This is a genomic window from Pseudomonas sp. FW300-N2A2 (genome assembly GCF_017351735.1).
Taxonomy (GTDB): Bacteria; Pseudomonadota; Gammaproteobacteria; order Pseudomonadales; family Pseudomonadaceae; genus Aquipseudomonas; species Aquipseudomonas migulae.
Window position 1 is genome coordinate 154,744 of the sequence record NZ_JACNDU010000001.1, and the last position, 25,778, is coordinate 180,521.

The 25,778-nt window shown below is 60.9% G+C and carries 22 protein-coding genes; 2 read left to right on the top strand and 20 right to left on the bottom strand.

Going from position 1 to position 25,778, the window contains the following annotated elements:
- Positions 1–13: 13 nt before the first annotated feature.
- The 3 genes from J4E42_RS00585 to argH form a co-directional block, all read right to left on the bottom strand.
- Positions 14–778 carry an amino acid ABC transporter ATP-binding protein gene (locus tag J4E42_RS00585; RefSeq protein WP_008026481.1) on the bottom strand — a complete coding sequence of 255 codons (765 nt, stop codon included), beginning with the start codon at positions 776–778 and terminating at the stop codon, positions 14–16.
- Positions 779–788: 10 nt separating this feature from the next.
- Positions 789–1,667, bottom strand: coding sequence for an amino acid ABC transporter permease (locus J4E42_RS00590; RefSeq protein ID WP_008026479.1), 879 nt, complete (start codon positions 1,665–1,667; stop codon positions 789–791).
- Between the two features lie 150 nt (positions 1,668–1,817).
- Entirely contained in the window at positions 1,818–3,245 is a 1,428-nt protein-coding gene (gene argH, locus J4E42_RS00595; RefSeq protein WP_192227226.1) for an argininosuccinate lyase, read from the bottom strand.
- Between the two features lie 296 nt (positions 3,246–3,541).
- On the opposite strand from argH, the gene J4E42_RS00600 reads away from it, so the two are divergent.
- Positions 3,542–4,510 carry a LysR family transcriptional regulator gene (locus J4E42_RS00600; RefSeq protein WP_008038396.1) on the top strand — a complete coding sequence of 323 codons (969 nt, stop codon included), beginning with the start codon at positions 3,542–3,544 and terminating at the stop codon, positions 4,508–4,510.
- 133 nt (positions 4,511–4,643) lie between these two features.
- Here the strand turns inward: J4E42_RS00600 and J4E42_RS00605 are convergent, their stop codons facing one another.
- The 8 genes from J4E42_RS00605 to arnB are packed head-to-tail and all read right to left on the bottom strand — an operon-like array spanning position 4,644 to position 13,441.
- Entirely contained in the window at positions 4,644–6,023 is a 1,380-nt protein-coding gene (locus J4E42_RS00605; protein WP_008038398.1) for a UDP-glucose/GDP-mannose dehydrogenase family protein, read from the bottom strand.
- Entirely contained in the window at positions 6,020–6,421 is a 402-nt protein-coding gene (gene arnF / locus J4E42_RS00610) for a 4-amino-4-deoxy-L-arabinose-phosphoundecaprenol flippase subunit ArnF (RefSeq protein WP_207284294.1), read from the bottom strand. Before arnF ends, J4E42_RS00605 begins: the two co-directional genes overlap by 4 nt.
- Positions 6,418–6,762 (bottom strand): 4-amino-4-deoxy-L-arabinose-phosphoundecaprenol flippase subunit ArnE, encoded by a 345-nt coding sequence (gene arnE / locus J4E42_RS00615; RefSeq protein WP_008026468.1) that lies wholly within the window; start codon positions 6,760–6,762, stop codon positions 6,418–6,420. Before arnE ends, arnF begins: the two co-directional genes overlap by 4 nt.
- Positions 6,759–8,408 carry a lipid IV(A) 4-amino-4-deoxy-L-arabinosyltransferase gene (gene arnT / locus J4E42_RS00620; protein ID WP_207284295.1) on the bottom strand — a complete coding sequence of 550 codons (1,650 nt, stop codon included), beginning with the start codon at positions 8,406–8,408 and terminating at the stop codon, positions 6,759–6,761. Before arnT ends, arnE begins: the two co-directional genes overlap by 4 nt.
- The gene (gene arnD, locus J4E42_RS00625; RefSeq protein WP_207284296.1) at positions 8,405–9,289 is read right to left on the bottom strand and encodes a 4-deoxy-4-formamido-L-arabinose-phosphoundecaprenol deformylase; all 885 of its coding nucleotides are present in this window, start codon (positions 9,287–9,289) and stop codon (positions 8,405–8,407) included. The genes arnT and arnD overlap by 4 nt, the downstream gene beginning before the upstream one ends.
- Positions 9,289–11,280, bottom strand: a complete 1,992-nt coding sequence (gene arnA, locus J4E42_RS00630; protein ID WP_207284297.1) for a bifunctional UDP-4-amino-4-deoxy-L-arabinose formyltransferase/UDP-glucuronic acid oxidase ArnA — start codon at positions 11,278–11,280, stop codon at positions 9,289–9,291. Before arnA ends, arnD begins: the two co-directional genes overlap by 1 nt.
- Entirely contained in the window at positions 11,277–12,296 is a 1,020-nt protein-coding gene (gene arnC, locus J4E42_RS00635) for an undecaprenyl-phosphate 4-deoxy-4-formamido-L-arabinose transferase (protein ID WP_008026458.1), read from the bottom strand. The genes arnA and arnC overlap by 4 nt, the downstream gene beginning before the upstream one ends.
- Positions 12,293–13,441, bottom strand: a complete 1,149-nt coding sequence (gene arnB / locus J4E42_RS00640; RefSeq protein WP_207284298.1) for a UDP-4-amino-4-deoxy-L-arabinose aminotransferase — start codon at positions 13,439–13,441, stop codon at positions 12,293–12,295. The genes arnC and arnB overlap by 4 nt, the downstream gene beginning before the upstream one ends.
- A gap of 433 nt (positions 13,442–13,874) precedes the next feature.
- Here arnB and xerC point away from each other — a divergent pair, with 433 nt between their 5' ends.
- Positions 13,875–14,765, top strand: a complete 891-nt coding sequence (gene xerC / locus J4E42_RS00645) for a tyrosine recombinase XerC (protein ID WP_008038408.1) — start codon at positions 13,875–13,877, stop codon at positions 14,763–14,765.
- On the opposite strand, the gene J4E42_RS00650 is transcribed toward xerC, so the two are convergent.
- The 9 genes from J4E42_RS00650 to J4E42_RS00690 form a co-directional block, all read right to left on the bottom strand.
- A complete protein-coding gene (locus J4E42_RS00650) occupies positions 14,762–15,832 on the bottom strand; it encodes an ABC transporter ATP-binding protein (protein ID WP_207284299.1) in 1,071 nt (356 codons plus the stop codon). The genes xerC and J4E42_RS00650 overlap by 4 nt on opposite strands.
- Positions 15,829–17,427, bottom strand: a complete 1,599-nt coding sequence (locus tag J4E42_RS00655) for an iron ABC transporter permease (protein WP_207284626.1) — start codon at positions 17,425–17,427, stop codon at positions 15,829–15,831. Before J4E42_RS00655 ends, J4E42_RS00650 begins: the two co-directional genes overlap by 4 nt.
- A 3-nt stretch (positions 17,428–17,430) precedes the next feature.
- Complete coding sequence (locus J4E42_RS00660; protein ID WP_008026448.1) at positions 17,431–18,444, bottom strand: iron ABC transporter substrate-binding protein; 1,014 nt, start codon at positions 18,442–18,444, stop codon at positions 17,431–17,433.
- Between the two features lie 192 nt (positions 18,445–18,636).
- The gene (locus J4E42_RS00665; protein ID WP_008038420.1) at positions 18,637–19,392 is read right to left on the bottom strand and encodes an ABC transporter ATP-binding protein; all 756 of its coding nucleotides are present in this window, start codon (positions 19,390–19,392) and stop codon (positions 18,637–18,639) included.
- Complete coding sequence (locus tag J4E42_RS00670; RefSeq protein WP_192227216.1) at positions 19,386–20,447, bottom strand: iron ABC transporter permease; 1,062 nt, start codon at positions 20,445–20,447, stop codon at positions 19,386–19,388. The genes J4E42_RS00665 and J4E42_RS00670 overlap by 7 nt, the downstream gene beginning before the upstream one ends.
- Positions 20,444–21,631 (bottom strand): ABC transporter substrate-binding protein, encoded by a 1,188-nt coding sequence (locus J4E42_RS00675; RefSeq protein ID WP_207284300.1) that lies wholly within the window; start codon positions 21,629–21,631, stop codon positions 20,444–20,446. The genes J4E42_RS00670 and J4E42_RS00675 overlap by 4 nt, the downstream gene beginning before the upstream one ends.
- A gap of 65 nt (positions 21,632–21,696) precedes the next feature.
- Positions 21,697–24,126: a TonB-dependent receptor gene (locus J4E42_RS00680; protein WP_207284301.1), complete on the bottom strand. Its 2,430-nt coding sequence runs from the start codon at positions 24,124–24,126 to the stop codon at positions 21,697–21,699.
- A gap of 102 nt (positions 24,127–24,228) precedes the next feature.
- Complete coding sequence (locus tag J4E42_RS00685) at positions 24,229–25,206, bottom strand: FecR domain-containing protein (protein WP_207284302.1); 978 nt, start codon at positions 25,204–25,206, stop codon at positions 24,229–24,231.
- Positions 25,207–25,722, bottom strand: coding sequence for a sigma-70 family RNA polymerase sigma factor (locus J4E42_RS00690; RefSeq protein WP_192416392.1), 516 nt, complete (start codon positions 25,720–25,722; stop codon positions 25,207–25,209).
- Positions 25,723–25,778 lie beyond the last annotated feature (56 nt).

Below are 25,778 nucleotides of genomic sequence, written 5' to 3' on the forward strand. Positions count from 1 at the left end.
CGCCAGCCGGCGCTTAGGTTCGAACGGCAGAAATGAAGCTTTGGGTGCGCGGGTTTTGCGGACTTATTAGTATTTCTTCGGGGCTTCCTGCCTCCACGATCTGCCCGCCGTCCATGAACACCATGCGGTTGGATACTTCGCGAGCGAAGCCCAGTTCATGGGTGACGACGATCATGGTCATGCCGGATTGCGCGAGATCGCGCATCACCGACAGCACCTCACCGACCAGTTCCGGGTCGAGTGCCGAAGTGGGTTCATCGAACAGCATCAGCTTGGGCCGCATGGCCAATGCGCGAGCAATGGCGACACGTTGTTGCTGACCACCCGAAAGCTCGATCGGGTAGCTGTTGCGCTTGTCGGCCAGGCCGACGCGGGCGAGCAGTTCCAAGGCTTCTTCGTGCGCCTCCTTGGGCGAACGCTTGAGTACCTGGCACGGCCCTTCGATGATGTTTTGCAGCACAGTCATGTGCGGAAACAGGTTGAAACGCTGGAACACCATGCCGGTGGCCAGGCGTTGACGGGCGATCTGCGACTCGTTGAGCTCGTGCAGTTTGTTGCCGACGATGCGGTAACCCACCAGCTCGCCGTCGACCCACAGGCCGCCCTTGTCGATCTTTTCCAGCTGGTTGACGCAACGCAGCAAGGTGCTTTTGCCGGAGCCGGACGGGCCGATGATGCACAGCACTTCGCCTTGCTCGACTTCGATGTTGATGTCCTTGAGGGCGTGGAAATGGTCGTAATACTTGTTCAGGCTCACGGCCTTGACGATGCTTCTCATGTTCAACTCCTCAAGAACGCTTGCCGGCGCCGCGAGCGAAACGACGCTCCAGACGGCTTTGACCAAAGGACAGCACGGTGACTGTGGCCAGGTACCAGATACCCGCGACGATCAGCAGCTCCATCACTCGGGCGTTGGCGTAGTAGATGTTCTGAGCGTTGTAGAGCAGCTCCGAGTACTGGATGACGCTCGCCAACGAGGTCATTTTCACCATGCCGATAAACTCGTTGCCGACCGGTGGAATGATGATCCGCATGGCCTGCGGCAGGATGATCCGGCGCAGCGCTTGCAGGCGTGGCATGCCGATCGACTTGGCGGCTTCGTACTGCCCGGTGTCCACCGACAGCAGGCCGGCGCGCACCACTTCGGCGGTGTAGGCGCCCTGGTTGATGCTCAAGCCGAGGAGGGCGGCCACGAACGGCGTCATCAGGCTCACGGTGTCCATTTCGAACACGCCGGGGATGCCGATGGTGGGGAAGATCAGCGCCAGGTTGAACCACAACAGCAGTTGCAGGATCAGCGGCGTGCCACGGAACAGCCAGGTGTAGGTCACCGCCACGTAGCGCAGGATCGGGTTGGCCGACATGCGCATGATCGCCGTGATCACCCCGAACACAATGCCCAGCCCCATCGCCAGCACGGCCATGACGATGGTATTGAGCAAGCCCCACATGATCGCCTGGGACGTGAGGAACTGGCCGATGTACGACCATTCGATCTTGCCTTCGGCGAAGGCCCGCACCAGGCCGATGATCGCGATGACGATGACCGTGGCGAAAAAGATCCGCCCGTAATAGCGCCGTGGCACGTGATCGTACTGGGTGATATCGAACTGGTTTTCCGCCAGTTTGCGCTCCGCCTGGAGTCGTTCTGCCTGAGTCTGGCTCATGTTGTTTCTCCGAACTGTTCTTTCAAATCCAACACAGATCCTTGTGGGAGCTAGCCTGCTAGCGATTGCGGTGTGTCAATCAGCGAATGGTTGTCAGACAGAGCCAAATCGCTAGCAGGCTAGCTCCCACAGGGTTATGCGTGGAGGCTGTTAGAGGCGGAAGCCCTGATAGTTCTCGGTCCATTCGTGTTGCGCGGCGAGGGCGGTCTTCAACCGGCCGATCTGCTCGCGTACCTGCTGCGGCGCCGTACCACCCCAACCGCTACGGGCGGCGATGGCGGCTTCCAGCGTCAGGCTGTCGCGTACTTCCGGGGTCAGGCGCGAATCGATCTCGGCCAACAGTGCCGGCGAGGCTTCCCACAACTCGATGTCGTGTTTCTCACAGGCCTGAACCAGCGCGCCGGTGATTTCATGGGCTTCCTTGAACGGCACGCCGCGCACTGCCAGCCAGTCGGCCACTTCGGTCGCGAGGGTGAACCCGAGCGGTGCCTGACGGCGCAACTCTTCAACGTTGACCTTCATGGTCGCGACCATCCCGGCCATGGCGGGCAGCACCAGCAGCAAGGTGTCGACGCTGTCGAGCACGCCGTTCTTGTCTTCGCTCAAGTCGCGGTTATACGACAGCGGCAGGGATTTCAGGGTGGAGAGCAGGCCGGTGAGGTTGCCGATCAGGCGACCCGCCTTGCCCCGGGCCAGCTCGGCAATGTCCGGGTTTTTCTTCTGCGGCATGATCGAGCTGCCGGTGGCGTAGGCATCGTCCAGTGCGACCCAGCGAAATTGCCGCGACGACCACAGGCAGAATTCTTCCGCCAGGCGGGAAATGTTGATTCCGAGCATGCTGGCGATAAACAGGAACTCGGCCACGTGATCGCGGCTGGCCACGGCGTCGATGGAGTTTTCGCAGACGCCGCTGTAACCCATTTCTTTGGCCGACTGTTGCGGCAGGCGTGCGATGGCGGAACCGGCCATGGCGGCGGCGCCAAGTGGCGACAGCGAGGTGCGGATGTCCCAGTCCACCAGCCGTTGCACGTCACGCAGCATCGATTGGGCGTGAGCGAGCAAGTGGTGAGCAAAGACGATCGGTTGCGCCTGTTGCAGGTGAGTGAAACCGGGGCAGATGCTTTCGATGTGTTGTTCGGCCTGGTCGACCAGCGCTTGCTGCAAGGCCAGCACTTCGACGGCCAGGGTGCGCACGTGGTCCCGCAGGAACAGACGCAGGTCGTTGGCGGTCTGGTCGTTGCGCGAACGGCCGGCGCGCAGCTTGCCGCCCAATGGGCCGAGGCGCTCGGTCAGCAGGCGTTCGATGAAGGTGTGGACGTCTTCGTCATCCAGCGTTGGCGCGATGCTGCCGGCTTTAAAGTCAGCGCCGATACCTTCCAGCGCGGCCAGCATGGTGTGGGTTTCCTGCTCGCTCAACAGCCCGGCGCGCTGCAGTTCACGGGCATGGGCCTTGGAACCGGCGAGGTCATACGGGGTCAGGCGAAAGTAGCGCTCAGGGCAACGGGACAGGGCCGCCAGGGCTTCGGATGGGCCGCTTTTGAAGCGGGCACCCCAGAGACGGTCGGTGGTTTGAGACATTGTTGTTTTCCTCGTCGGTAAAGCGAACTGAAATTGATGCGCAGAGCCGGGAAGACCCGCCGGAAATAATTCGGGCGTGGTTCGGCCTAAGCAGTTTTCAAGAGGGCAGTTGCAGCGTTGCGAGAGCTGATCGAAGTGTCAGCTTTTAGTAGTTCGAAATCAGTGAGTTGGCACTGAAGTACGGGGATTATTAGCGGTTGCCAAGCCTGGTTTTCTGTGTTCATTATTATTGGCCAGCTATGTTTTTGTTGTTGGGCACAGGTTGTTGAATAGCGCGCCAGAGGTAAATAAGCATTATGGAAACCCCACTTTCCAATTCCGGAAACCCGGCGCCAAAAACGGCGCATCGGGCGCCACTGGCCCTCAGCGGGCTGGATTTCAAACTGCTCAAAGTGTTCAAGGCCGTAGTCGAGGCCGGTGGTTTCAGTGCGGCGCAGAACGAGCTGAATGTGGGGCTGGCGGCCATCAGCAAACAGATCTCCGACCTTGAAATTCGTATCGGCATGCGCTTGTGCACCCGAGGTCGCGAGGGCTTTCATCTGACCGAAGAAGGCCGCCTGGTGTATCAGGCATCGATTGATCTATTTGCCTCGGTTGACAACTTTCGTGACCGGCTTAGTTCGGCGCAGAACGAACTTATTGGTGACTTGGGTGTGGGCGTTATTGATAACACTATTTCCGATCTTAATTCACCGTTAGTTGCAGCGCTTAGACGGATAAATGAAGAGTCGCCGAAAGTAAGGTTTCAACTTCAGGCGTCACAACTGGATGAAATTGAAAGAGGGGTCGTAGAGGGACGCCTGGTGGCCGGTATCGTGCCGGTTTATCAGAAACGCGAAGAGTTCGACTATTACACGCTGTATGAAGAACGCTCGGAGGTTTACTGCGCGATCGGCCACCCGTTGTTCTCGGTGCCGGACGCAGAAATCGGCAGCAATGTGCTCAAGGATTACGAGTGCATCAACCACCGCTACGCGATCCATCGCGACAAACTGAATTTTGCCCGGTACGACAGTTTTTCCGCCTCGGCGACCCAGGTGGAAGCCGTGGCGCTGCTGATCAAGACCGGGCGTTTCGTGGGTTTTCTACCGCAGCATTACGCCGCGTCGATGGTCGCCCAAGGGCAGTTTCGCGCGGTGCGGCCGGACCTCATTCACATCAGCACACCGTTCAATCTGATCCTGCGTCACAACACCGTGCGCAGTCCGTTGGTGAAGGCGTTTGCCCAGGCGTTGGGCGTTGATTTGAAGGTGCCTGTTTGTTAATCAAACTTTGCTGACACCATCAAACTGTAGGAGCTGGCTTGCCAGCGATAGCAATCAAAAGATCACCACAAAGTCCAAGGTCCTCATCGCCGGCAAGCCGGCTCCTACAGTGTTTTGAGTAGGCCTCTGTCAATCACGCAACAACTGAAGCCACTGGCCATTGTTGATGCGGAATCGGTAACTTGCGCGAGTCGCCTCGCCCCATCGGAAAGTACATAAACCCGCTGCGCGCCAACCGGTCTGCGTCATACAGATTGCGTCCATCGAATATCACCGGCGCTTTCAATCGTTGCTGGATCAGATTGAAATCCGGCGCCTTGAACTGCTGCCATTCGGTGCAGATGATCAACGCATCAGCGCCGGCCAGCACCGATTCCGGGGTGCCCATGAGCATCAGCTTCGCTTCGTCTGGATACAAATGCTGGGTTTCCTGCATCGCCTCCGGGTCGAACGCCCGCACGCTGGCACCGGCGGCCCACAGCGATTCCAGGAGTACCCGACTCGGCGCGTCGCGCATGTCGTCGGTGTTGGGCTTGAACGCCAGGCCCCACACAGCAAACGTCTTGCCGCGCAAATCGCCTTTGTAGAACGCGTTGATGCGCTCGAACAGCTTGTGTTTCTGCCGCTGGTTGATGGCTTCCACCGCTTGCAGCAGGTCGCTGGAGCAATGCGCTTCCTCGGCGCTGTGGATCAGGGCGCGCATGTCCTTGGGGAAACACGAGCCGCCATAACCGCAGCCGGGGTAGATGAAGTGGTAGCCGATGCGCGAATCGGCGCCGATGCCCAGCCGCACCGATTCGATGTCGGCGCCGAGGTGTTCGGCCAGTTCGGCGATCTGGTTGATGAAGCTGATCTTGGTCGCCAGCATGCAGTTGGCGGCGTACTTGGTCAGCTCGGCACTGCGCAGGTCCATGAACATGATCCGGTCATGGTTGCGGTTGAACGGTGCGTAGAGGTCGCGCATGACATCGCGCACGTCATCGTTTTCGCAACCGATGATGATACGGTCCGGGCGCCGACAATCGGCGACGGCCGAACCTTCTTTCAAGAACTCCGGATTGGAGACGATATCGAACTGCAGCAACCGGCCGACCTTGATCAGGCACTTGTCGATGTGCGTGCGCAAGGTATCGCCGGTGCCCACGGGGACGGTGGATTTCTCCACCAGAATCACCGGTTGCTCGCGGTGACGGGCCACCGCTTCACCCACCGACAGCACGTAGCGCAAATCCGCTGAACCATCGTCCCGGGACGGCGTGCCCACCGCAATGAACAACACCTGACCGTGTTGCACCGCGAATTTTTCATCAGTGGTGAACTGCAACCGCTTGGCCTCCAGGCTTTCGCGCACGAGGCTGGCCAGCCCCGGCTCGAAAATGCTCACGTGGCCTTGCTGCAGCAACTCGACTTTTTTCTCGTCGATGTCCATGCAAACCACGTCGTGGCCGACTTCAGCCAGGACAGCGGCCTGCACCAGGCCGACGTAACCGCTACCAAATACACTGATTTTCATAGGTCACTCCTGAGTGTGGACGCGTGAGCAGGTCGAGCGTTGATGGTGATGACGCCCAGAATGACCAGGGCCACCCCGAGGCTTTTGGAAAGGCTGAAGTCTTCGTTGAACACCGGCAGGACGGCGGCCAGCAGGTACACCAGCGCGTAGCTGATGCTCAGCAGCGAGTAAGCCCGGCCCAGCGGCACATCGCGCAGGGCCACGAGCCAGCTGAGCATCGACAGGGCATAAGCGAGGATGGCGGTCAGCACCACGGCAACGGCGCTCGGGTCGAGGCTGGCGGTCAGCAAGTGCTCCGGTGACGGCAGGCGCGTCATGCTCCAGCGCATGCCCAACTGCGCGGCACTGCCGAGCAGCACGCTGCCCAGAGCGAAGGCGATGCCCCGGCGCAGGCTCATGCGTTCAACCCCAGCAAAATCACGCCGCCGATCACCAGCGCTACGCCCAACCCGTGGCGGCGGTCGATGGTTTCGTGGAAGACAAAGCGAGCGATCAGGGTGATCAGCACAAAATTGAGGCTCAACATCGGATAGGCGACGCCGACTTCAAGTCGCTGCAACACCAGCAGCCACACCAGCAAACCCGCGCCCAGCGCGGCGAGGGCCAGCCACAGCCATGGCGAGCGCAGTTTTTCGCCCCAGCCCGACGTCTTGCCGCGCCAGTTCTCCACGGCGTATTTCTGGGCGATCTGGCCCAGGCAGGTCAGCAGGCAGGCCGCCAATACCAGCAACAGGCTCATGACGCACCCTGAGGGAATATCAAAATCACAAGGTTGCCTTGTTCATAGCGTTTGCCATCCTTGGGCAAGCGGTCGATTTCACGCAGCTCGTCTTCACCCTTGACCCGCATCAGCACGCCTACCGAGCCACGCTGACGGGCGTCGTGCATCCACTGTTGCACGCGATCAGGGTCGACGCGTTGCGACATGCCGTCAGGATAAGCGAGGCCATATTTCAGTTCGCCTATCGTGTTGTACAACGCCACGTCCGGGCGTTTCAGGCGCCAGGCCAGGGCCGAAGCGGCGCCCAGATCGTTACTCAACAAACTGGCGGTCTCGCCGAGTTCCCGGGCATGCTCAAGGACAAACTGGTCGGGCATTTTGTTCGCCACTACCGATTCGGGTATGGCCGCCGGCAAGACCCCGACCAGCAGCAGGCTGCCGAAGGCCGGCGCCGCCCAGCATTGCAAGGGCCGGAACGCTTGCAGCAGGTTGGCCATGATCCAGCCGATCAGGCCGATGAACACCAGCACCAGGTTGTGCAACTCGTGGTCGTACAGCGGTTTTTTCAGTTGCAGGTACACCAGCGTGAAGAGGGTGGTCAGGCCCAGCATGAGATTGAGCAAACCATTGAGGCCCAGTACCCGGCCTTGCTCCAGCCGCAAGCGATCCGCCAGCGCATGCCCCAGCAGCAAGGCCAGTGGCAACAGGCACGGCATGATGTAGGTGGGCAGCTTGCCGTTGCTCAGGCTGAAAAACAGCAGCGGCATCAGTAACCACAACAGCAGGAACGCGATGTTTGCCTGCCTGCGGGTTTGCCATGCCTGACGAAGTGCAGACGGCAGCAGCACCACCCACGGCAGACTGAACGCCACCAGCAACGGCAAATAAAACCACCACGGCGCGTCATGCTGCGCGTCCTCACTGGCGAACCGACGGATGTGCTCGTGCCAGAAGAAAAACCGCCAGTAATCGGGCTCCTGCGCGTGCACCGCCAAGGCCCAGGGCAGGCTCACGGCGATGGCCACGGCAATTGCCAGCGGGCCGTAGATCAACAGTTCACGCCAGCGTTTTTGCCAGAGCATCCAGGGCAGGGCGATCAGCACCGGCAGCAGCCAGGCCAGAAAGCCCTTGGTCAAGAAGCCCATGCCACAGGCCAGGCCCAGTGTTGCCCAGGCAATCAGGCGTCGGGCGCGGGTGGCGCTGTCCAACGCAAACCACAAGGCGACCAGGCTCAGGTTGACCCAGAAAGTGAACTGCGGATCGAGATTGGCGTAGCCGGCTTGCCCGGCGACCACGGTGAAACTCATGTACAGCAACGCGCAGGCAAAGCTTTTGCGTGGCTCGTTCCACAGCCGGCGAGCGATCAAGTAACACAACATCACACTGAGCCCGGTACTGATGGCCGAAGCAATCCGCACCCCGAACAGATTGTCGCCAAACAGTGCCTGGCCAAGGGCGATCATCCAGTACCCGGCCACCGGTTTTTCGAAATAGCGCAGGCTCATGAAATGCGGCGAGATCCAATTGCCGCTCAAGAGCATGTCCTGGCTGATCTGCGCGTAACGGGTTTCATCGGGAATCCACAGACCGTGGGTGCCCATTGGCAGCAGGTAGCCCAGCAGGAAAAGTCCCAGCAGCAGCGGAAGTACCCAGCGTTTACTCATGCACCTTGCACTCCCAGCCAGCCTTCACGGCCGTCGAGCGTGCCGCGCAGTACGCGACCGGTCGGCAAGGTGCCTGGCGCCTTGGGCAGCAGGTCGCCCAAGGGTTGAAAACGGATACCTCGCTGGCGCGCAGCGGCCAGCAGTTGACGAAAATCGTTGGCCATCAGAATCCCTTCTACTTCGGCGTGGATCGTATAGACGTTGAGTTGTTCCGAGGAGAATCGATCGAGAATGAACCCGTTGAAGTCCTTGGCCGCGACCGTTGGGCCAACCACTTCATCGAAGGTCGGCAGGTCCACCGGAATTTGCGGTGCCCCCAAACCACCCCCGGCCAGAGTCGGCTGGAACAGGCTGTGGCCACGGCAATCGCTGTTGTAGCGAAAGCCGAAAGCCTGCTTGGCCTCGATCACGCGCTCGTCCGCGCGCCAACCGGCGGCTGCCGAACACTCGATTTTTTGCCCGAGGATGTCGCCGAGCGTGTCCACGCCCTGGCGAATCTGCTCGATCAACTGTGCGTCGCTCCAGCGCCCGGCATTGGCCTGCCAGCCGTGGTGATCCCAGGCATGCAGGCCGACTTCATGACCTGCATCCCGGGCCTGGCGCATCAAGTGCCCGAGGTCACGGCCAATGGGTTTGCCCGGCCATGCGGTGCCGGCCAGCAGGATGTCCCAGCCGTACAGCCCGGCGGCGTTGGAGCGCAGCATCTTCCACAGGAACTGCGGACGGATCAGGCGCCACAAGTGGCGCCCCATGTTGTCCGGCCCGACGCTGAAGAAAAACGTCGCTTTGACCTGGGCTTCATCGAGCATCTCCAGCAGCCGGGGCACTCCTTCCCGAGTGCCCCGGTAGGTGTCGACATCAATCCGGAGGCCTGCCTGCATCAGTGCTTGTCCGCGATTTCGAGCATCGCTTCACGCAAGAAGAAATCCAGGGTATTGCCGATGGTTTCGCTCATCTGCACGGTCGGCGCCCAGTCCAAAAGGCGCTTGGCGTTGTCGATGCTCGGTTTGCGGTGGGACACGTCCTGGTAACCGGTGCCGTAGAACGCCTTGCTTTCGACGTCGCGGAAGCCGGCGAACGGCGGGAAGTTGTCGCGCAGCGGGTGCGCTTCGAACTGGCGCAGCAGTTCCTCGCCCAACTGACGGATGCTGGCTTCGTTGTCCGGGTTGCCGATGTTGATGATCTGGCCGTTGCAGGCATCGTTGTCGTTATCGATGATCCGCGCCAACGCTTCGACACCGTCGGCGATGTCGGTGAAGCAGCGTTTTTGCTCACCACCATCGAACAGGCGAATCGGCGTGCCTTCCACCAGATTGAGGATCAGTTGCGTGATGGCCCGTGAGCTGCCGATGCGTGCCGAGTCCAGTCGGTCGAGGCGCGGGCCCATCCAGTTGAAGGGGCGAAACAGGGTGAAGTTCAGGCCTTTCTGGCCGTACGCCCAGATCACGCGGTCGAGCAATTGCTTGGAGGTCGAGTAGATCCAGCGCTGCTTGTTGATCGGCCCGACCACGAGGTTGGAGGTGTCTTCGTCGAATTTGGCGTCCTGGCACATGCCGTAGACTTCCGAGGTCGAGGGGAAGATCACGCGCTTGTTGTATTTGACGCAGTAGCGCACCAGTTTCAGGTTTTCTTCAAAGTCCAGTTCGAACACGCGCAGCGGGTTGCGGGTGTACTCGATCGGCGTGGCGATCGCCACCAGCGGCAGGACCACGTCGCACTTCTTGATGTGGTATTCGATCCACTCGGAATGGATGCTGATGTCGCCTTCGACGAAGTGGAAATGCGGATGACTGCGCAAGCGTTCGATGGCGTCCGAGCCGATATCCAGCCCGTAGACCTCGTAGCGGTCGTCACGCAGCAAACGTTCGGACAAGTGATTGCCGATGAAGCCGTTGACGCCGAGGATCAGCACGCGGGTGCGACGTGGCGCGCGCCCTGATTCGGCACCGCGCAGCACCGAACCGTCGACCAGCCCCAGTTCGTTGGCCAGTTGCGGGCCGCTCAGGTACAAACCGTTGTCGTTGCGTTGACCGGCAGTGATCACCAGCGAGTCTTCGCCGCAGGCAATGCGCAGCGGATCGACGCTGATGACCCGGCCCGGTGCCTGGCCTTCGTTGCCCTGGGCGACTTCGGCGCTCCACACAATCAGTTTGTGCTCACCCACCGCGCAGAAAGCGCCGGGATAAGGCTGGGTCACGGCGCGTACCAGATTGAACAGTTCTTCGGCCGGTTTTTGCCACATCAACTTGCCGTCGGCAGGCGTGCGGCGACCAAACACCGTGGCTTTCGATTCGTCCTGCGGGGTCTCGCTGACTTTCCCGGCGAGCAACGCCGGCAGCGTGTCGCGCAACAGATCGGTGGCGGCCACGCGCAACTTGCCGTGCAGGCTCAGCGCGGTGTCGCTGCGCTCTATCGCAACTTTTTTCTGGGCGAGAATCGCGCCGGCATCGGCCCGTTTGACCATGCGGTGCAGGGTCACGCCGGTTTCGCTTTCGCCATTGACCAGCACCCAGTTGGCCGGCGCACGACCGCGATAGCGCGGCAGCAACGAACCGTGCAGGTTGAACGCGCCCTTAGTGGCCGTGGCCAGCAGCGGTTCGCTGAGCAGGTGGCGGTAGTAAAACGAGAACAGGTAATCGGGGTTGAGCTTGGCGATGCGTTCGATCCACAGCGGATGATTGACGTCTTCCGGCGCGTGCACCGGGATCCCCTGACGGGCGCACAGTTGCGCAACCGAGCCGTAGAAGGCGTTTTCCTGCGGATCATCGGCATGGGTGAACACGGCGGCAATCTCGTAACCGCTGGCGAGCAGGGTTTCGATGCCGGCACAGCCAATATCGTGATAGGCGAAGACAACAGCTTTTGCGCTCATGAGAGAACCTGATCTGAAGAGGTGGAAGTGAGGCCGTCGACGGTGACCACAGGCGCCGGGGTGGCCGGCTGGCCGCGCAGGACTTTTTCGATGAAGAACCGCGGACGGGCGCGAACGTCGCTGTACATGCGCCCGAGGTATTCACCCAAAAGACCCATGCCGATGAATTGCCCGCCGGTGAACACGAACAGCACGGCGAACAGCACGAACGTACCGTCACCGGCCCAACTGGCGCCGAACACCAGCCGCAGGACGATCAGCGCCATGGCGAATGCCACGCCCAGTCCGGCCATGGCGAAGCCGACGATGCTCAGCAACCGCAGCGGCGTGGTGGTCATGCACGTGATCAGGTCGAACATCAGATTGACCAGGCGCATGGGGCTGTACTTCGATTCGCCGTGTTCGCGCTCGGCGTGGGTCACCAGGATTTCCGTGGTGTGCCGGGCAAAGCTGTTGGCCAGGATCGGAATGAACGTGCTGCGTTCACGGCAGGCGAGCATGGCGTCGACAATGGTCCGGCGGTAAGCCCGGAGCATGCAGCCGTAGTCGCTCATGGCGACGCCCGTGGAGCGCTGCACGGCGAGGTTGATCAGTTTCGACGGCCAACGGCGCAGGGCCGAGTCCTGGCGGTTGTTGCGCACCGTGGCGACCACGTCATAGCCGAGTTCGGCCTGAGCCACCAACCGTGGAATCTCTTCGGGCGGGTTTTGCAGATCGGCATCGAGGGTGATGACGACATCGCCCTTGCACTGCTCGAAACCGGCCATGATTGCCGCGTGCTGGCCGTAATTACGGTTGAGAATGACCGCCACCACCGGGCTGCACTCGCGACTGGCGGCTTCTTCAAGTATCTGCGCCGAGTGGTCGCGGCTGCCGTCGTCGACCAATACGATTTCATAGTCATGGTGCAATTGCTGGCACGCCGCCTCGGTGCGCCTGAGCAGTTCGGGCAGGCTGTCCTGTTCGTTGTAGACCGGGATGACAATTGACACACAACGGATCGGATAAGGTTTCACAGGCGTCTGTCCACAGTGTTTTCGATGGCGCTGACCACACGGTCGACGTCGTCGTGGGTCATGTCGGGGAACAACGGGATCGAACACAGGCGCGCCGAGTTCCATTCGGTGTTGGGCAGGTAGATGTTGGGGAATCGCCGGCGGTAGTAGGTGTGCAGGTGAGTGGCGATGAAGTGAATGCCGGTGCCGATGTTTTGTTCCAGCAGGGCTTTCATGAACGCCTCACGGTCCAGCCCGCAGCGTTCGGCATCGATGCGCAGGATGAACAGGTGCCAGGCGTGCTGCTGCGGGTAGGCCGGAATCGCCAGCGGTTGCACCGGTGAGCCTTCCAGCCGTTGCAGGTAAGTCTTGGCCAGTTCGGTGCGCTTGGCGTTGATCTGGTCCAGGCGCTCCAGTTGCACCAAAGCAATGGCGGCATTGATGTCGGCCAGGTTGTATTTGAACCCCGGCTCGATCACTTGGGCCTGGGGTTTGCGGCCGTGGGTCAGGCGGTCGTAGGCATCGACGCCGAGGCCGTGAAACTTGAGCATGCGCACTCGACTGGCCAGCGCTTCATCATCCGTGACGAACATCGCGCCCTCGGCGCAGGTCATGTTCTTGATCGCGTGGAACGAGAAGATCGCCGTGCCTTTCGCGCCGACGTGACGATTTCTGTAGAGGGTTCCGGCGGCGTGGGCGGCGTCTTCAATAACGGGGATGCCGTGTTTGTCGGCCAACGCATAGAGCGGGTCGAGATCGAACGCGGCGCCGGCATAATGCACCGGAATGATTGCCCTGGTGCGCGGGGTGATGGCCGCTTCAATGTGCTCCATGTTGCTCATCAGCGTGTCGCGGTCAACGTCGACGAACACCGGTGTCGCGCCCAGCAGGCAGATCATGTTGGCGGTGGAGACCCAGGTCTGGGACGGGGTGATCACTTCATCGCCGGGACCAATGCCCAAGGCCAGTAATGTGACGTGCATAGCACCGGTCGCCGAGGAAAGTGCCACGGCATGACGGCAGCCCACGTAGTTGGCGAAGTGTTCTTCCAGTTGCTGGTTTTTCGGTCCGGTAGTGATCCAGCCGGAGCGCAATACTTGCTCTACGGCAGCCATTTCTTCATCGCCGATACTGGGGCGGGAGAAGGGGAGAAAAGCCTGACTCATGGGCACCTCAAGGCTGTTGGCTTAGTGGTGTGGCTCTAGATAATTATTGGATCCAATAAAAGCGTAGCCGAATAATCTAAAGCTGCATCAATGAGTTGACTCATCATGCTGACAATCCGCTTTCATTGACTTTTCCTGCCTGGACCGGCAGGTTGGGAGCCCCTTGCGGCTCACCGTATTCATAAGAGGTTAGGCGCGTTTTTGTGAAAGGAACATGAAAAACCAGTCGGCGAATCGTTTTTCTGACAGCTATTAAGCCCGTGTTCAGACTACTGCCGTTCATCGCGTTTTTAGTAGAAAGGTCCTACAGAAGTGTTCCGCTTTATATGAAGGATGTTTCAATCCTTAGTTGTTTTAATGATCTGTTTCCACTCAAGGCCGTTTTGTTTTGATTGACTTACCTGTTGCTGATTCAACTGCTGCAAAGAGCCCGATGACCGTGTATCTGGCGCGACTGGCGCCGTCCAGCCAACTGACCATGCGTTATGTGTTGCAGGATGCCGCCGACCGTCTGGGCTTCGAAGACATGAACGTCGAGGAAATTCCCTGGCACGAGCTTCAGCCCGAGGATGTGATCGCGCTGGTCGCGGCACTGCGTGAGGATGGCTACGCGCCGAATACGTCGTCGCTGTACGTCAACGCTGTGCGCGGGGTGATGAACGAAGCGTGGCGCATGAGCCTGATCAGCCAGGAACACTTGCTGAAAATGCGCTCGGTCAAGGGGATTGCCGGTACGCGGCTGTCCCAGGGGCGCAACCTGCGACGCTCGCTGATTCAGGAAATGATGGCGGTCTGTGCCGCGGACCCACGGCCACAGGGCTTGCGAGACGCGGCGATCATCGGGATTCTGTATGGCTCGGGCATGCGCAAGTCGGAATCGGTGAACCTGGACCTCGATCAGGTGGATTTCACCGAGCGCAGCCTGCGGGTGACCGCCAAAGGTAACAAGCAACTGATCAAATACGCACCGGCCTGGGCATTCGCCAAACTGGATGCCTGGCTGGAGCTGCGCCGCTCGCAGCTCAAGGAAGGCGAAGTGGATGATCCATTCCTGTTCAATCGCATTCGCCGTGGCAGCCACATCACCCGTGAGCGCATCACCAAGCACGCGATCTATTACATCGCCCGCCAGCGCGGCGCGCAGGTCGGGGTGAAGATCATGCCCCACGATTTTCGCCGCTCGTTCATTACCCGGGTGATCGAGGAACATGACCTGTCGATCGCGCAGAAACTCGCCCATCACAGCAACATCCAGACAACCGCCAACTATGACGTGCGGGATGACAACGAGCGGCGACGGGCCGTGGATCGTTTCGACCTTTAAGCTTCGCTCAACACGTGGGCATGACCGATGGTCGAGACGTGCACCGCACTGCCGGTGGGTGGCGCGTAGAGGCCCGAACTGCGCACCATGAGTGTGCGACCGGGCTGTTCGGCGGATGGCGGCGACTCCAGTTCCACGGTCAAGGTGCAGGTATTGCCGCTGAAATCCCGTTCGGTCACCACCGCGCGGCACCCAGTGGCCTCCACCGCGCTCGGCACGATGCCGACCACTTGCAGCTGCTCGGGCCGCAGCATGATCTGCGCGCAACGGTTGTTGCGATGGTTGTTGACCGGAATCCGCCCCAGATCACAATGCGCCCAGCCAGCCTCGATCCTGGCGGGCATGACCACCGCATCGCCGAGAAACAGCGCGGTTTGTTCGTCACCGGGGTAGCGGTAGAGGTCCAGTGGATGACCTGACTGCACCAGTTGGCCATCGCGCATGACCGCCAGTTGATCGGCAAACGACAGCGCCTCACTCTGGTCATGGGTCACCAGGATGGTGGTGACCCCGGCGTCTGCCAGCAACCGCGCGACCAGTTTGCGCATGGCCGCTCGTAATCCGGTGTCGAGCGCGGAAAACGGCTCATCAAGCAACATCAGGCGTGGCTGTTGCGCCAGCGCCCGCGCCAGAGCCACACGTTGTTGCTGGCCGCCGGAAAGCTCGTGGGGCCAACGATTGGCCATGCTGGAATCCAGTGCCACGCTGTCCATCAGCTCAGCGATACGCTCCTGTTTTTGCGCACCCTTGGTCGACAGGCCGAAACCGATATTGGCAGCCACGGTCATGTGCGGGAACAGGGCGCCGTCCTGCGGGACATAACCTATCTGGCGTTGGTGCGCCGGGACTTCGTGGGTGTCGTCCACCAACGTCTGGCCGTTGAGTGTCAGGCGCCCCCAGTCCGGAAACTCGAAACCGGCGATCATGCGCAACAAGGTGGTTTTGCCCGAACCGGAAGGCCCGACGATCACCGTGCGGCTGCCCGTTGGCACCGACAGGCTGATGTTTTCCAGGGCGCGTTGCGAGCCATAGGATTTGCAGATCGAATGCAGTTCAAGAGCGTTCATCGGCCAGCCGTTTTTTTGGATTGGTGATAGAGGAGCCCGGTCAACGGAAGTGACAGCAGGATCATCAGCAAGGCATAAGGCGCGGCAGCGGCGTAGTCGATTTCGCTGGTCAACGCCCAGAACCCGGTCGCCAGCGTGCGCGTGCCGTTCGGCGCGAGCAGCAAGGTGGCGGTCAATTCATTGGTGATCGCCAGAAACACCAGCGCGGCACCCGCGGCTGCACCGGGCGCGGCGAGGCGCAGGGTTATCAGCCACAGTGCGCGGCCGGGCGAGCGCCCGAGACTGCGCGCGATGTTCTCCAGCTCCACCGGCGCCTGGGCGATACCCGCCCGCAAGCTGACCAGCGCACGGGGTAAAAACATCAGCAGATACGCCAGCAGCACGGTGATCGTGGTCTGATAAATCGGCCGGGCGAAATGTACCGTGACGGTCACCAAGGCCAGGGCGACCACAATGCCCGGCAATGAGCTGGTGATGTAGTTGCAGCTTTCGAGGACCCGTTGCAGCCGTCCCGGCGAGCGGATCGACAGCCAGGCAATCGGGATCGCCGCGCAGGTGGTGAGGGCCGCACCCGCAATCCCTAGCAGCAGCGTCTGTTGCAGTGCCGGCATCAAGTCGGCCATCTGCCAGACGTCCGCACCACCGGCGATCAGCCACTTGCCCAAGGTGATCAACGGCACCCCGAGCGCGAGGGCGCAGGTCACGATCTGCAAGGTCAGCGCGAGCACGGTGGGCACCTTTTTCAGGCGCACGAGCTGCTGCTCCCGGGCGCTTCCGGAACCCACGCGGGCATAACGCGCATTGCCACGCGCTGTCGATTCAACGGTAAGCATCGCCAGGCAGCACAGCGCGAGAACACTGGCCAGCATGTTCGCGGCAGGTCCGTTGAAGGTGGATTTGAACTGATCGAAGATCGCCGTGGTGAAGGTGTCGAAGCGGATCATCGCGTACAGGCCATATTCGGCCAGCAGGTGCAGCCCCACCAGCAAGGCGCCGCCGCAAATGGCCAGGCGCAACTGCGGCAGCACGACGCGAAAAAACACGGCCCAGGGCTTGAGCCCCATCGATTGCGCGACATCTTCAATGGCTGGATCGAGCCGACGCAAGGTCGCCGCGATCGGCAAGTAGAGGAAGGGGAAGTAGGCGATGACCGACACCAGAACCCCGGCAAACAGCCCGTGAATCGGCGGCACCAGGCTGACCCAGGCATAGCTGTGGACGAATGCCGGAACCGCCAGCGGCGCGGTCGCCAGTAACGACCACCAGCGTCGCCCCGGCAGATCGCTGCGCTCGGTCAGCCAGGCCAGTGTCACGCCCAGCGCGATGCACAAGGGGATCGTGATCAACACCAGCAACACCGTATTGATCAACAGCTCGCCAACCCGTGGCCGGAACACCAGTGCCAGCAAGGTCGACCAGCCAGTTTGCACGGACACGCCGATGACAAAGGCGATGGGCAGCAGCGCGAGCAGAGAAACCAGCACCGACAAACCGATCACCCACGCACCGCCGCGACCCACGAACAATCCGCGGGAGCGGCGGCGTAAAGGTGCGGGAATCGCCTCAGCGACGCCCGCCGGTAATGTTTCAGGTATCAATTAGAGCAGTCCGGCCTGAGTCATCAGCTCCACGGCTTTTTTACTGTCGAGTTTCGAGGCGTCGACTTTCGGCGCGTCGAGCTGCTGCAGCGGCACCAGTTTGGGGTTGGATTCAGCGTTCTTGCCTACAGCGTATTCATAGGAGTTACCGGTCTTGAGGATCGCCTGGCCGTCTTTGCCGGTGACCCACTTCAGGAACGCCTGGGCTTGATCCTTGTGTTGGCTGGACGCCAGGACACCGCCACCGGAAATACTCACAAACGCGCCCGGGTCTTTGTGCTTGAAGTAGTGCAGGGCGGTGTTCTTGCTGTTCTCGCCGGTCTTGGCCTGATCACCGAAGCGGTAATAGTGATAAATCACGCCGCTGTCAATTTGCCCGGCGTTGACCGCTTTGAGCACCGAGCTGTTGCCCCGGTACGCGGTAAAGTTGTTTTTCATGCCCTTCAACCACTCAAGTGTTGCGGCTTCGCCCTTGAGTTCCAGCACGGCGGCGACAATCGCCTGGAAGTCGGCACCAGCCGGGGAGGCCGCCCAACGGCCTTTCCACTTGGCGTCGGCGAGATCCATCAGCGACTTCGGCAATTCGGCTTCGGGCAGTTTGCCCGGGTTATAGACAAACACCGTGGAGCGCGCGGCGATCCCGACCCATTTGCCATGGGCCGGACGGTAGGCTGCATCGACCTGTTCCAGGGTGGTCGGCGCCACTGGCGCAAACAGACCGGCGTTGTCCACCAGCACCATGGCCGGGGAGTTTTCGGTCAGGAACACATCAGCCGGGGAGGCCGCGCCTTCCTGCACGATCTGATTGCCCATTTCCGTGTCGTCGCCATTGCGTATCGTGACCTTGATCCCGGTTTCCTTGGTAAAACCTTCGACCCAGGCTTTGGTCAGGCTTTCGTGCTGGGCGTTGTAGACCACGATACCGTCGGCATCGGCGGCGTAGACGTGGCCGGCGCTCAGCAGGGCAGTGGCCAGCAGGGCTTTTTTCAGGAAAGAGGGGATATGGCGATTCATGCTTCGGGCAGCTCCTGTTTTTTTGGGCGTCATGCGCAGGAATTCGCGGTTCAACCAATGCGAATCATTTGCATGTTTCGGATCGCTGGAATGTAGTGGGTACAATGAGAAAAAAACGTTAAATAAACCGTTAATACATGTCATTTTCATTCAGATTAGCAGTGACTCAGCCCCTTGCGCGGTCGATCTGATTCAAACGATGTCGTCGATCAGGATATGGCGCTGGCCACGGCTGCAAATCTCGATTCTGGCTTCGACCTCGTAGACCTCGCGCAGCATCTGTTCGGTGATCACTTCAGCGCTGGGCCCGCTCCCCCGGGACGTTCCATTGGCAATCACCAATACCTGATCGGCAAAGCGTAGCGCTTGATTCAGGTCATGGATGGCAATAAATACAATGACTTCGCGTTTGCGTGCCAGTGCGCGCATGAAGTTCAGCACTTGAACCTGCCGATGCATGTCCAGCGCGCTGGTCGGTTCGTCCATCAGCAGGATTTCCGGTTCGCGCACCAGCGTTTGTGCGATCGATACCAATTGCTGCTGCCCGCCACTGAGTTCGCCGAGGTTGCGAAAGGATAGTTCGGTGATGCCAAGCGCGTCGAGAATCTGGTCCACCAGTTTCAGCTCGTCGTCGTGAACGACCCACCCCGGCGTCAGTTGTTTGCGGGCCAGCAGCACGGACTCATAGACGGTCAGCCGGGCACTGGCATTCAAGCCCTGAGGCATATAGCTGATGCCCTGCGGCCCCTTTTTCGAGCCCTGCAAGTTGACCTGTCCCGGGCCGTCGATCAGCCCGGCCATGCGTTTGAACAGGGTGGATTTACCCGCTGCATTGGGCCCGACCACCGCGACCACCTGGCCACCGATAAACGTTGCCGTAGTCACGCCGCTAATGATTTCGCGCTGGCCATAGCGGGCGCCAAGGTTTTCAAGCTGGAGCTTCACCATGTGTTTTTCTTCCCGCCAAGGATCAAAGAGATGAAGAACGGCACGCCGATCAGCGAAGTGACCACGCCAATAGGGAAAATCGCGCCGGGGATCAGGGTTTTGCTGACCACCGAACTGGCGGACAGAATCAGCGCACCGGTCAGCAATGACGCCGGCAAAAAGAACCGTTGATCTTCACCAATCAGCATCCGGGCAATGTGCGGGCCGACCAGCCCGATAAAACCGATGGTGCCGACGAAGGCCACCGGAAACGAGGCGAGCAGGCTGACCATGATCAGCGTCTGGAAGCGCAGGCTGCGCACGTTGATCCCGAAACTCGCGGCTTTGTCATCGCCTAAGCGCAGGGCCGTCAGGGCCCAGGCCCGCTTGGCGAAGATCGGCAGGGTGATGAGAATCACCGCGCAAATCACCCCGAGTTTTGGCCAGGTGGCTTTGGTCAGGCTGCCCATGGTCCAGAACACCACGGCCGCCACCGCTTGCTCGGTGGCAAAAAACTGCACCAGTGCCAACAACGCGTTAAACGTAAACACCAGGGCAATGCCGAGCAACACGATGGTTTCGGCGGTTACGCCGCGACGCATGCTCAGAAAGTGGATCAGCAGCGCGCAAAGCATGGCCATGATGAACGCGTTCAGCGGCACCATGTACTGCGCCGCCAGCGGGAACAGCGCCACCCCGAAAGCCAGTCCCATTGCCGCGCCAAAACTGGCGGCAGCAGAAAGGCCCAGGGTGAACGGACTGGCCAGCGGGTTGTTGAGGATCGTCTGCATCTGCGCACCGGCCAGCGACAGCGCCGCGCCGACCGCAACCGCCATCAGCGCGACCGGCAAGCGGATGTCCCACATCACCACCCGCACTTGCGCCGACGCCGTGTCCGGTGAAAACAGGGCGCCAAGCACCTCCTTCAGGCTGTAACTGGCCGGACCCAGCGCCAGATCGAGCAGCACGCTGAACACCAGCAACACCGCCAGCGCCACCAGGATCAGCCGTTTTCGCAGGACTCGTTGACGGTACGTCACGCTCTGCGCAATAGGCAGTTCACCTAGCGAACTCATGGCTTGCCCCCGGTTTTCTCAAGGCTGACGAAGTAGCCCGGCTGGTAGGGCACGGGCAGGAAGCGCTCGTGGAGTTCGCGAAACGCGGCGTCGGGATCCAGATCGGCAAACAGCGCCGGATGAAACCACTTGGCCAATTGCTGGATGGCCACAAACTGGTAGGGGCTGTTATAGAACTGGTGCCAGATGGCATGAAACGCTTGATTGTTCTGCGCCTTGATACCGGCGTAGGCCGGGCGTTGGGTGTACCAGGCCAGTTTGTGCCGCGCTTGTGTCAGGTCCGCGCCCGGTCCGACACCCACCCAGCGACCGCCGGGCGCAAAGGCTTGCCAGTTGGCGCTGGTGACGACCACTTGGTCCGGGTTGGCGACGATCACCTGTTCGGGGTTCAACTGGCCAAAGGTGTTCGCAATGATGCTTTTGGCGATGTTGTTGCCACCGGCCATGTCGACAAACAGGCCGAAATTCTCGTTGCCGAAACTCAGGCAACAATCGTCGGTGTACCCACCGATTCGCTCGATGAACACTGTGGGCCGCGCAGGGTGTTTGGCCTCGATGACGTCGGTGACACGACGGATCTGTTGTTTGCGAAAGTCGATAAACGCCTCGGCGCGCTCTTCCTTGCCAAACAACTGGCCGAACAGGCGCATGGTCGGCTCGGTGTTTTGCATCGGGTTGTTGCGAAAATCGACGTAGACCACCGGGATCCCCAGCGCGTCGAGCTTCTCGATGTAGCGCGCATCTTCGGTGGCGTGTTGCGCTTCGATGTTCAGGACGATGACGTCCGGTTGTTGCGAGATCGCTTGCTCGATGTCGAAGGTGCCGTCCTCGAAGCCGCCGAAGGTGGGAATCCTGGCGATGTCGGGGAACTTGCGCAGGTAGGCACCGTAAGTGTCCGGGTCGGACTGAATCAAGTCCTTGCGCCAACCGACGATGCGCTCGATGGGGTTTTGCGTATCCAGCGCGGCGACCAGGTACAACTGCCGCCCCTCGCCGAGAATCACCCGTCTGACCGGGAGGTGAACCTTGACCTTGCGGCCCAGCAGGTCAGTGACCGTGACGGCGGCGGGATCCGGATTCGCCGCGAGCGCGGTGCGCGGCGCCAGGGAAAACCACACCACGCCCAGCAGTCCCGCCAATAGCAGGGCCGCGAAGGCGTGGCGGCGTGGATGAACAGATGCCATGGTTGAAACCTTTACAGGTAGCCAGACCGGGCAACGGCTCAGGCCGTTGCCCGGGGCTGAACGTTTCAGAAGTCGACGGTGGCCGACAGTTGCAGGGTGCGCGGCGAACCTTGTGAGAAGGCGCCATAGGACGCGACACCGGACCAGTACTCACGGTCGAAAACGTTCTGCACCGTGGCCCGGAATGTGGTCGGACGCTCCGCGATGCGCGTGGCGTAACGTGCGCCAACATCGAAGCGGGTCCAGGGGTCGAGTTCCTGGGTGTTGGCCTGGTTGACGTATTGGCTGCCGGTGTAGATCGCGCCGCTGGTCAGCGTCAAACCTTCGATCCACGGCGTATCCCACTCGGCCCACAAGTTGGCCTGGACCTCGGGCACGCCCACCGGTTTGTTGCCGCGATTGGCAACGGTTCCGGTCTTGGTCAGTTCAGCGTCGAGGACGGTGACGCCACCGAGCAGGCGAGTGCCTTGGGCGATCTCGCCAAACACGTTCAACTCCACGCCCCGGTTGCGCTGTTCACCTTGTACCGAGAACACACCGGAGGCCAGCTCGCCGCTGGGTTTCTTGATCTGGAACAGGCTGAGCGTGGAGGTGAAGGTGCCGTAGTCGACCTTGACCCCGACTTCCTGCTGGCGGGAAATGTAAGGCGCGAAGATCTCGCCGGAGTTCGACGCGGTGGCCGGCGCGATGTCGCCCTTGCTCAAGCCTTCGATGTAGTTGTAGTAGAACGACACGTGGTCCCAGGGCTTGACCACCACCCCGAACAGCGGCGTGGTTTCGCTTTCGTCGTAAGACGTGGTGACGGCGCCGGCCGCGTTGAAGTTATCGGATTCGATGTTCTGCTTGCGCAGGCCGACAGTGACCTGCAAGCGCTCATCCAGTACCGAAAGGGTGTCGGCCAACGCCACGCCCGACAGTTCTGTCTCGGAGACTTTGAGGGCATCCGGTTCGGCAATGGACGGTTTCGGACGGTCGATCGGGTGGTACATGTTCGACAGCACGGCCGGGCCGGAAATGATGCCGCGTTTCAGTTCGTCGCGATAACGGGTGACCTGCAACGTGGTGCTGTGGCTGATCGGGCCGGTGTCGAAGCGCAGGCGGGCACCGGCGTCGACGGTGTAGCGCTCGACTTCGAATTTGTAGTAGCCCGGGATTGAAGAGGTGTCACCCGCGTTGTTGAGAATGGTCGGGGTCTGATCAGACATCCGCTTCACGTCCGACCGGCCGCCACCGGCGTGGGCGAACACGGTCAAGGCGTCGTTGAGGTCGTACTCGGCACCGAGCAGGGCCGATTTATCGCGGGTTTCGGCCCATCCCCAGTCCTGGCTCACGTTGGTGCGGCCGTTGGCGGCGGAGGGAATCTCCACACCCGAGGCGATGAGAAACGGACGGGACGCGGCGTCGAATTGTTCTTTCTGGCTGATCAGGTCCAGGGTGGTTCGCAGGCGATCACCCTGATAATCCAGGGAGATGGCGCCGATGTCGACGTCCCGGGATTGATCGTCGATGGCCGTGTCGCCTTGCTGGGTGCTGCCGTTGACGCGCACACCGAAGCGACGCTCTTCGCCGAAGCGCCGGCTGACATCGACGTGGCCGCCGATCTGCGAATCCATGGCGTAGCTGGCGGTGAAACGGGTCAGGTCCTCATCGAGGGAACGCTTGGGGACTACGTTGATCACGCCACCGACACCGCTGTTCGGCGACATGCCGTACAGCAGGGCGCCTGGGCCCTTGATCACTTCGATGCGCTCGGCGTATTCGGTGAAGACCCGGTAGTTGGGCGCAACGCCGTATACACCGTCGAACGCCAGTTCGCCAAGGTTGCCTTCGCCCACCGGGAAGCCGCGAATGAAGAAGGAATCGACAATGCCGCCGGTCTGGCCAGTGGAGCGTACCGAGGAGTCGCGCTCCAGCACATCGGCCACTGTCACGGCCTGCTGATCTTTCATTAATGTCGAGGTGTAGTTGCTGACGCTGAACGGCGCGTCCATCACGTCCTTGTTGCCCAGCATGCCGAGACGCCCGCCACGGGCGACCTGACCGCCCGGGTAGGCTGGCGGCAAGCTGCCCTTGCGACCGTCGGTGCCGTTGATCGTGGTTTCGGCAAGGGTCAGATCCCCCTCGCTGTTGGCCGGGATCGGCGCCAGGGTGTAGCTGCCATCAGTGCGCGGCACTATTTGCAGGCCGCTGCCGGACAACAGTCGGGTGATCGCTTCCTGGGTCGAGTAAGTGCCGGAAAGCCCCGGACTCATCAGGCCCTCGGTCATTGATGGCTGGAATGACAGCGCAATGCCGGCGTCCACCGCGAACTTCGACAAGGTTGCCCCCAGCGGGCCGGGGGCAATGCTGTAGGCGCGGGTCGCAGTGGCATCCAGTGACGCTGGCGCGGCAAGGGCAACGGGGCAGGCGACGCCGGTCAGGGCAAGGCTTAGCAACGCGCTGCGGATAGCCAGCTTGAGTGAGCGATCCGAACGCAGAGGGCGTGCAACGAACATGGAGTGATGACCCTTTCGACGAGGTTGAGAAGTTCTTCCTTTCCTTGCCAGTCGAGATCAAAAAAAGTATCACCCGCTCAGCCATTTTTTTTTGCGCGAGGTTCAGGCGGGGGAGAGCGTCACCCAATAACCGCTCAAGTGGCCGGTTGCGAGCACCGGGTAGGTTTGCACCAGCATGTTCAAGGTGCGTTGGGTATCGCTGATGGGGAACGCGCCAGAAATGCGCAGATCGGCAATCGCCGGATCACAACGCACGAAGCCTTTGCGATAACGCGCCAGTTCCGCGATGAAGTCGGCCAGACGCATGTTGTCGGCCATCAGCATGCCTTGGGTCCAGGCGCTGACGGAGCGGTCCACCGGGTTCAACAGGCCGAAAGCCTGCGATGAAAAGTCGGTGCGTTGCCCGGCATTGACGATCAAGGGCGTTACGCCGTTGCCACCGGGCAGTTCAACCCTGACAGCGCCGTCCAGTACCGCGAGCTGAGTGCGGGTTTGCAGTTCGCGCACCGTGAACCGCGTGCCCAATGCCTGCATTCGCCCCTGACGGGTGGTCACCAGAAACGGTCGGGACTGGGGGGCTACATCCGGCGCGGTCTGCACCAGGATTTCACCTTCACGCAAATTGATCAGCCGTTGACGGGCGTCGAACAGCACATCGATCGCCGAATCGGTGTTGAGTGTAATGCGCGAGCCATCGGCCAGCGTCAACTCGCGTTGCTGGCCCACGGCAGTCCGGTAGTCGGCCGACCATTGCTGGGATTCAACCAGCTTCCAACTGCCCCAACCGGCGGGTAACACGGCCAGCATTATCGCCAGTTTGCCGAGGGCCACGCGGCGCTCGGGATTGCTCGGGCGATCCAGCGCCGACATCGCCAATGACGGGGGCAGGCCGCCCAGTTTGCTTTGCAGCAGTTGTGCCCGGCCCCAGGCGCGGCTGCGTTCAGGGCTGCTGACGCGCCAGCATTCCCACTCGGCGCGCTCGGTATCGTCAAGGTCGCCTTCGCTGATGCGCATCAGCCACTCGGCCGCTTCATCGAGTACTTGTGGATCAATCTGAGTGGGCGTGGCGTAGGTCGACATTCATTCCACCAGCATCAGGCATTGAACGAAGGCCTGTTTCATGTAGCGCTTCACGGTGATCAGCGACACGTCCAGTTGCGTGGCGATGTCGTCGTATTTCAGCCCGCTGATCTGCGACAGCAGGAATGCGCGTTTGACCAGCGGCGGCAGGGCGTCGAGCATCGCGTCGATTTCATGCAGGGTTTCCAGCACGAGGAAACGCAATTCGGGGGAGGGCGCTTCAGGGGCAGGCAACAGCGCCAGGGCATCCAGATAGGCGCGTTCAAGCGCCTTGCGCTGATACCAATTGACCAGAATGCCCTTGGCCACACAGCTAAGGTAGGCGCGGGGCTGTTCAATGACCGCGACCCTGGAAGCCAATATGCGTGTGAAGGTGTCTTGCGCCAGGTCCGCCGCATCCATGGCGTTGCCCAGTTTTTTGCGCAGCGTGGCGTACAACCAGCCGTGATGGCCGGTATAGAGAGCCTCGATCGCGCGCAGGTGATTGTGATGAGTCGCGGGCAGGGTATCGCTCATGGATGATAATTTTTAGCGATTGAGAAGTATTCCCAATCCTAAGTGACTGCACCCCT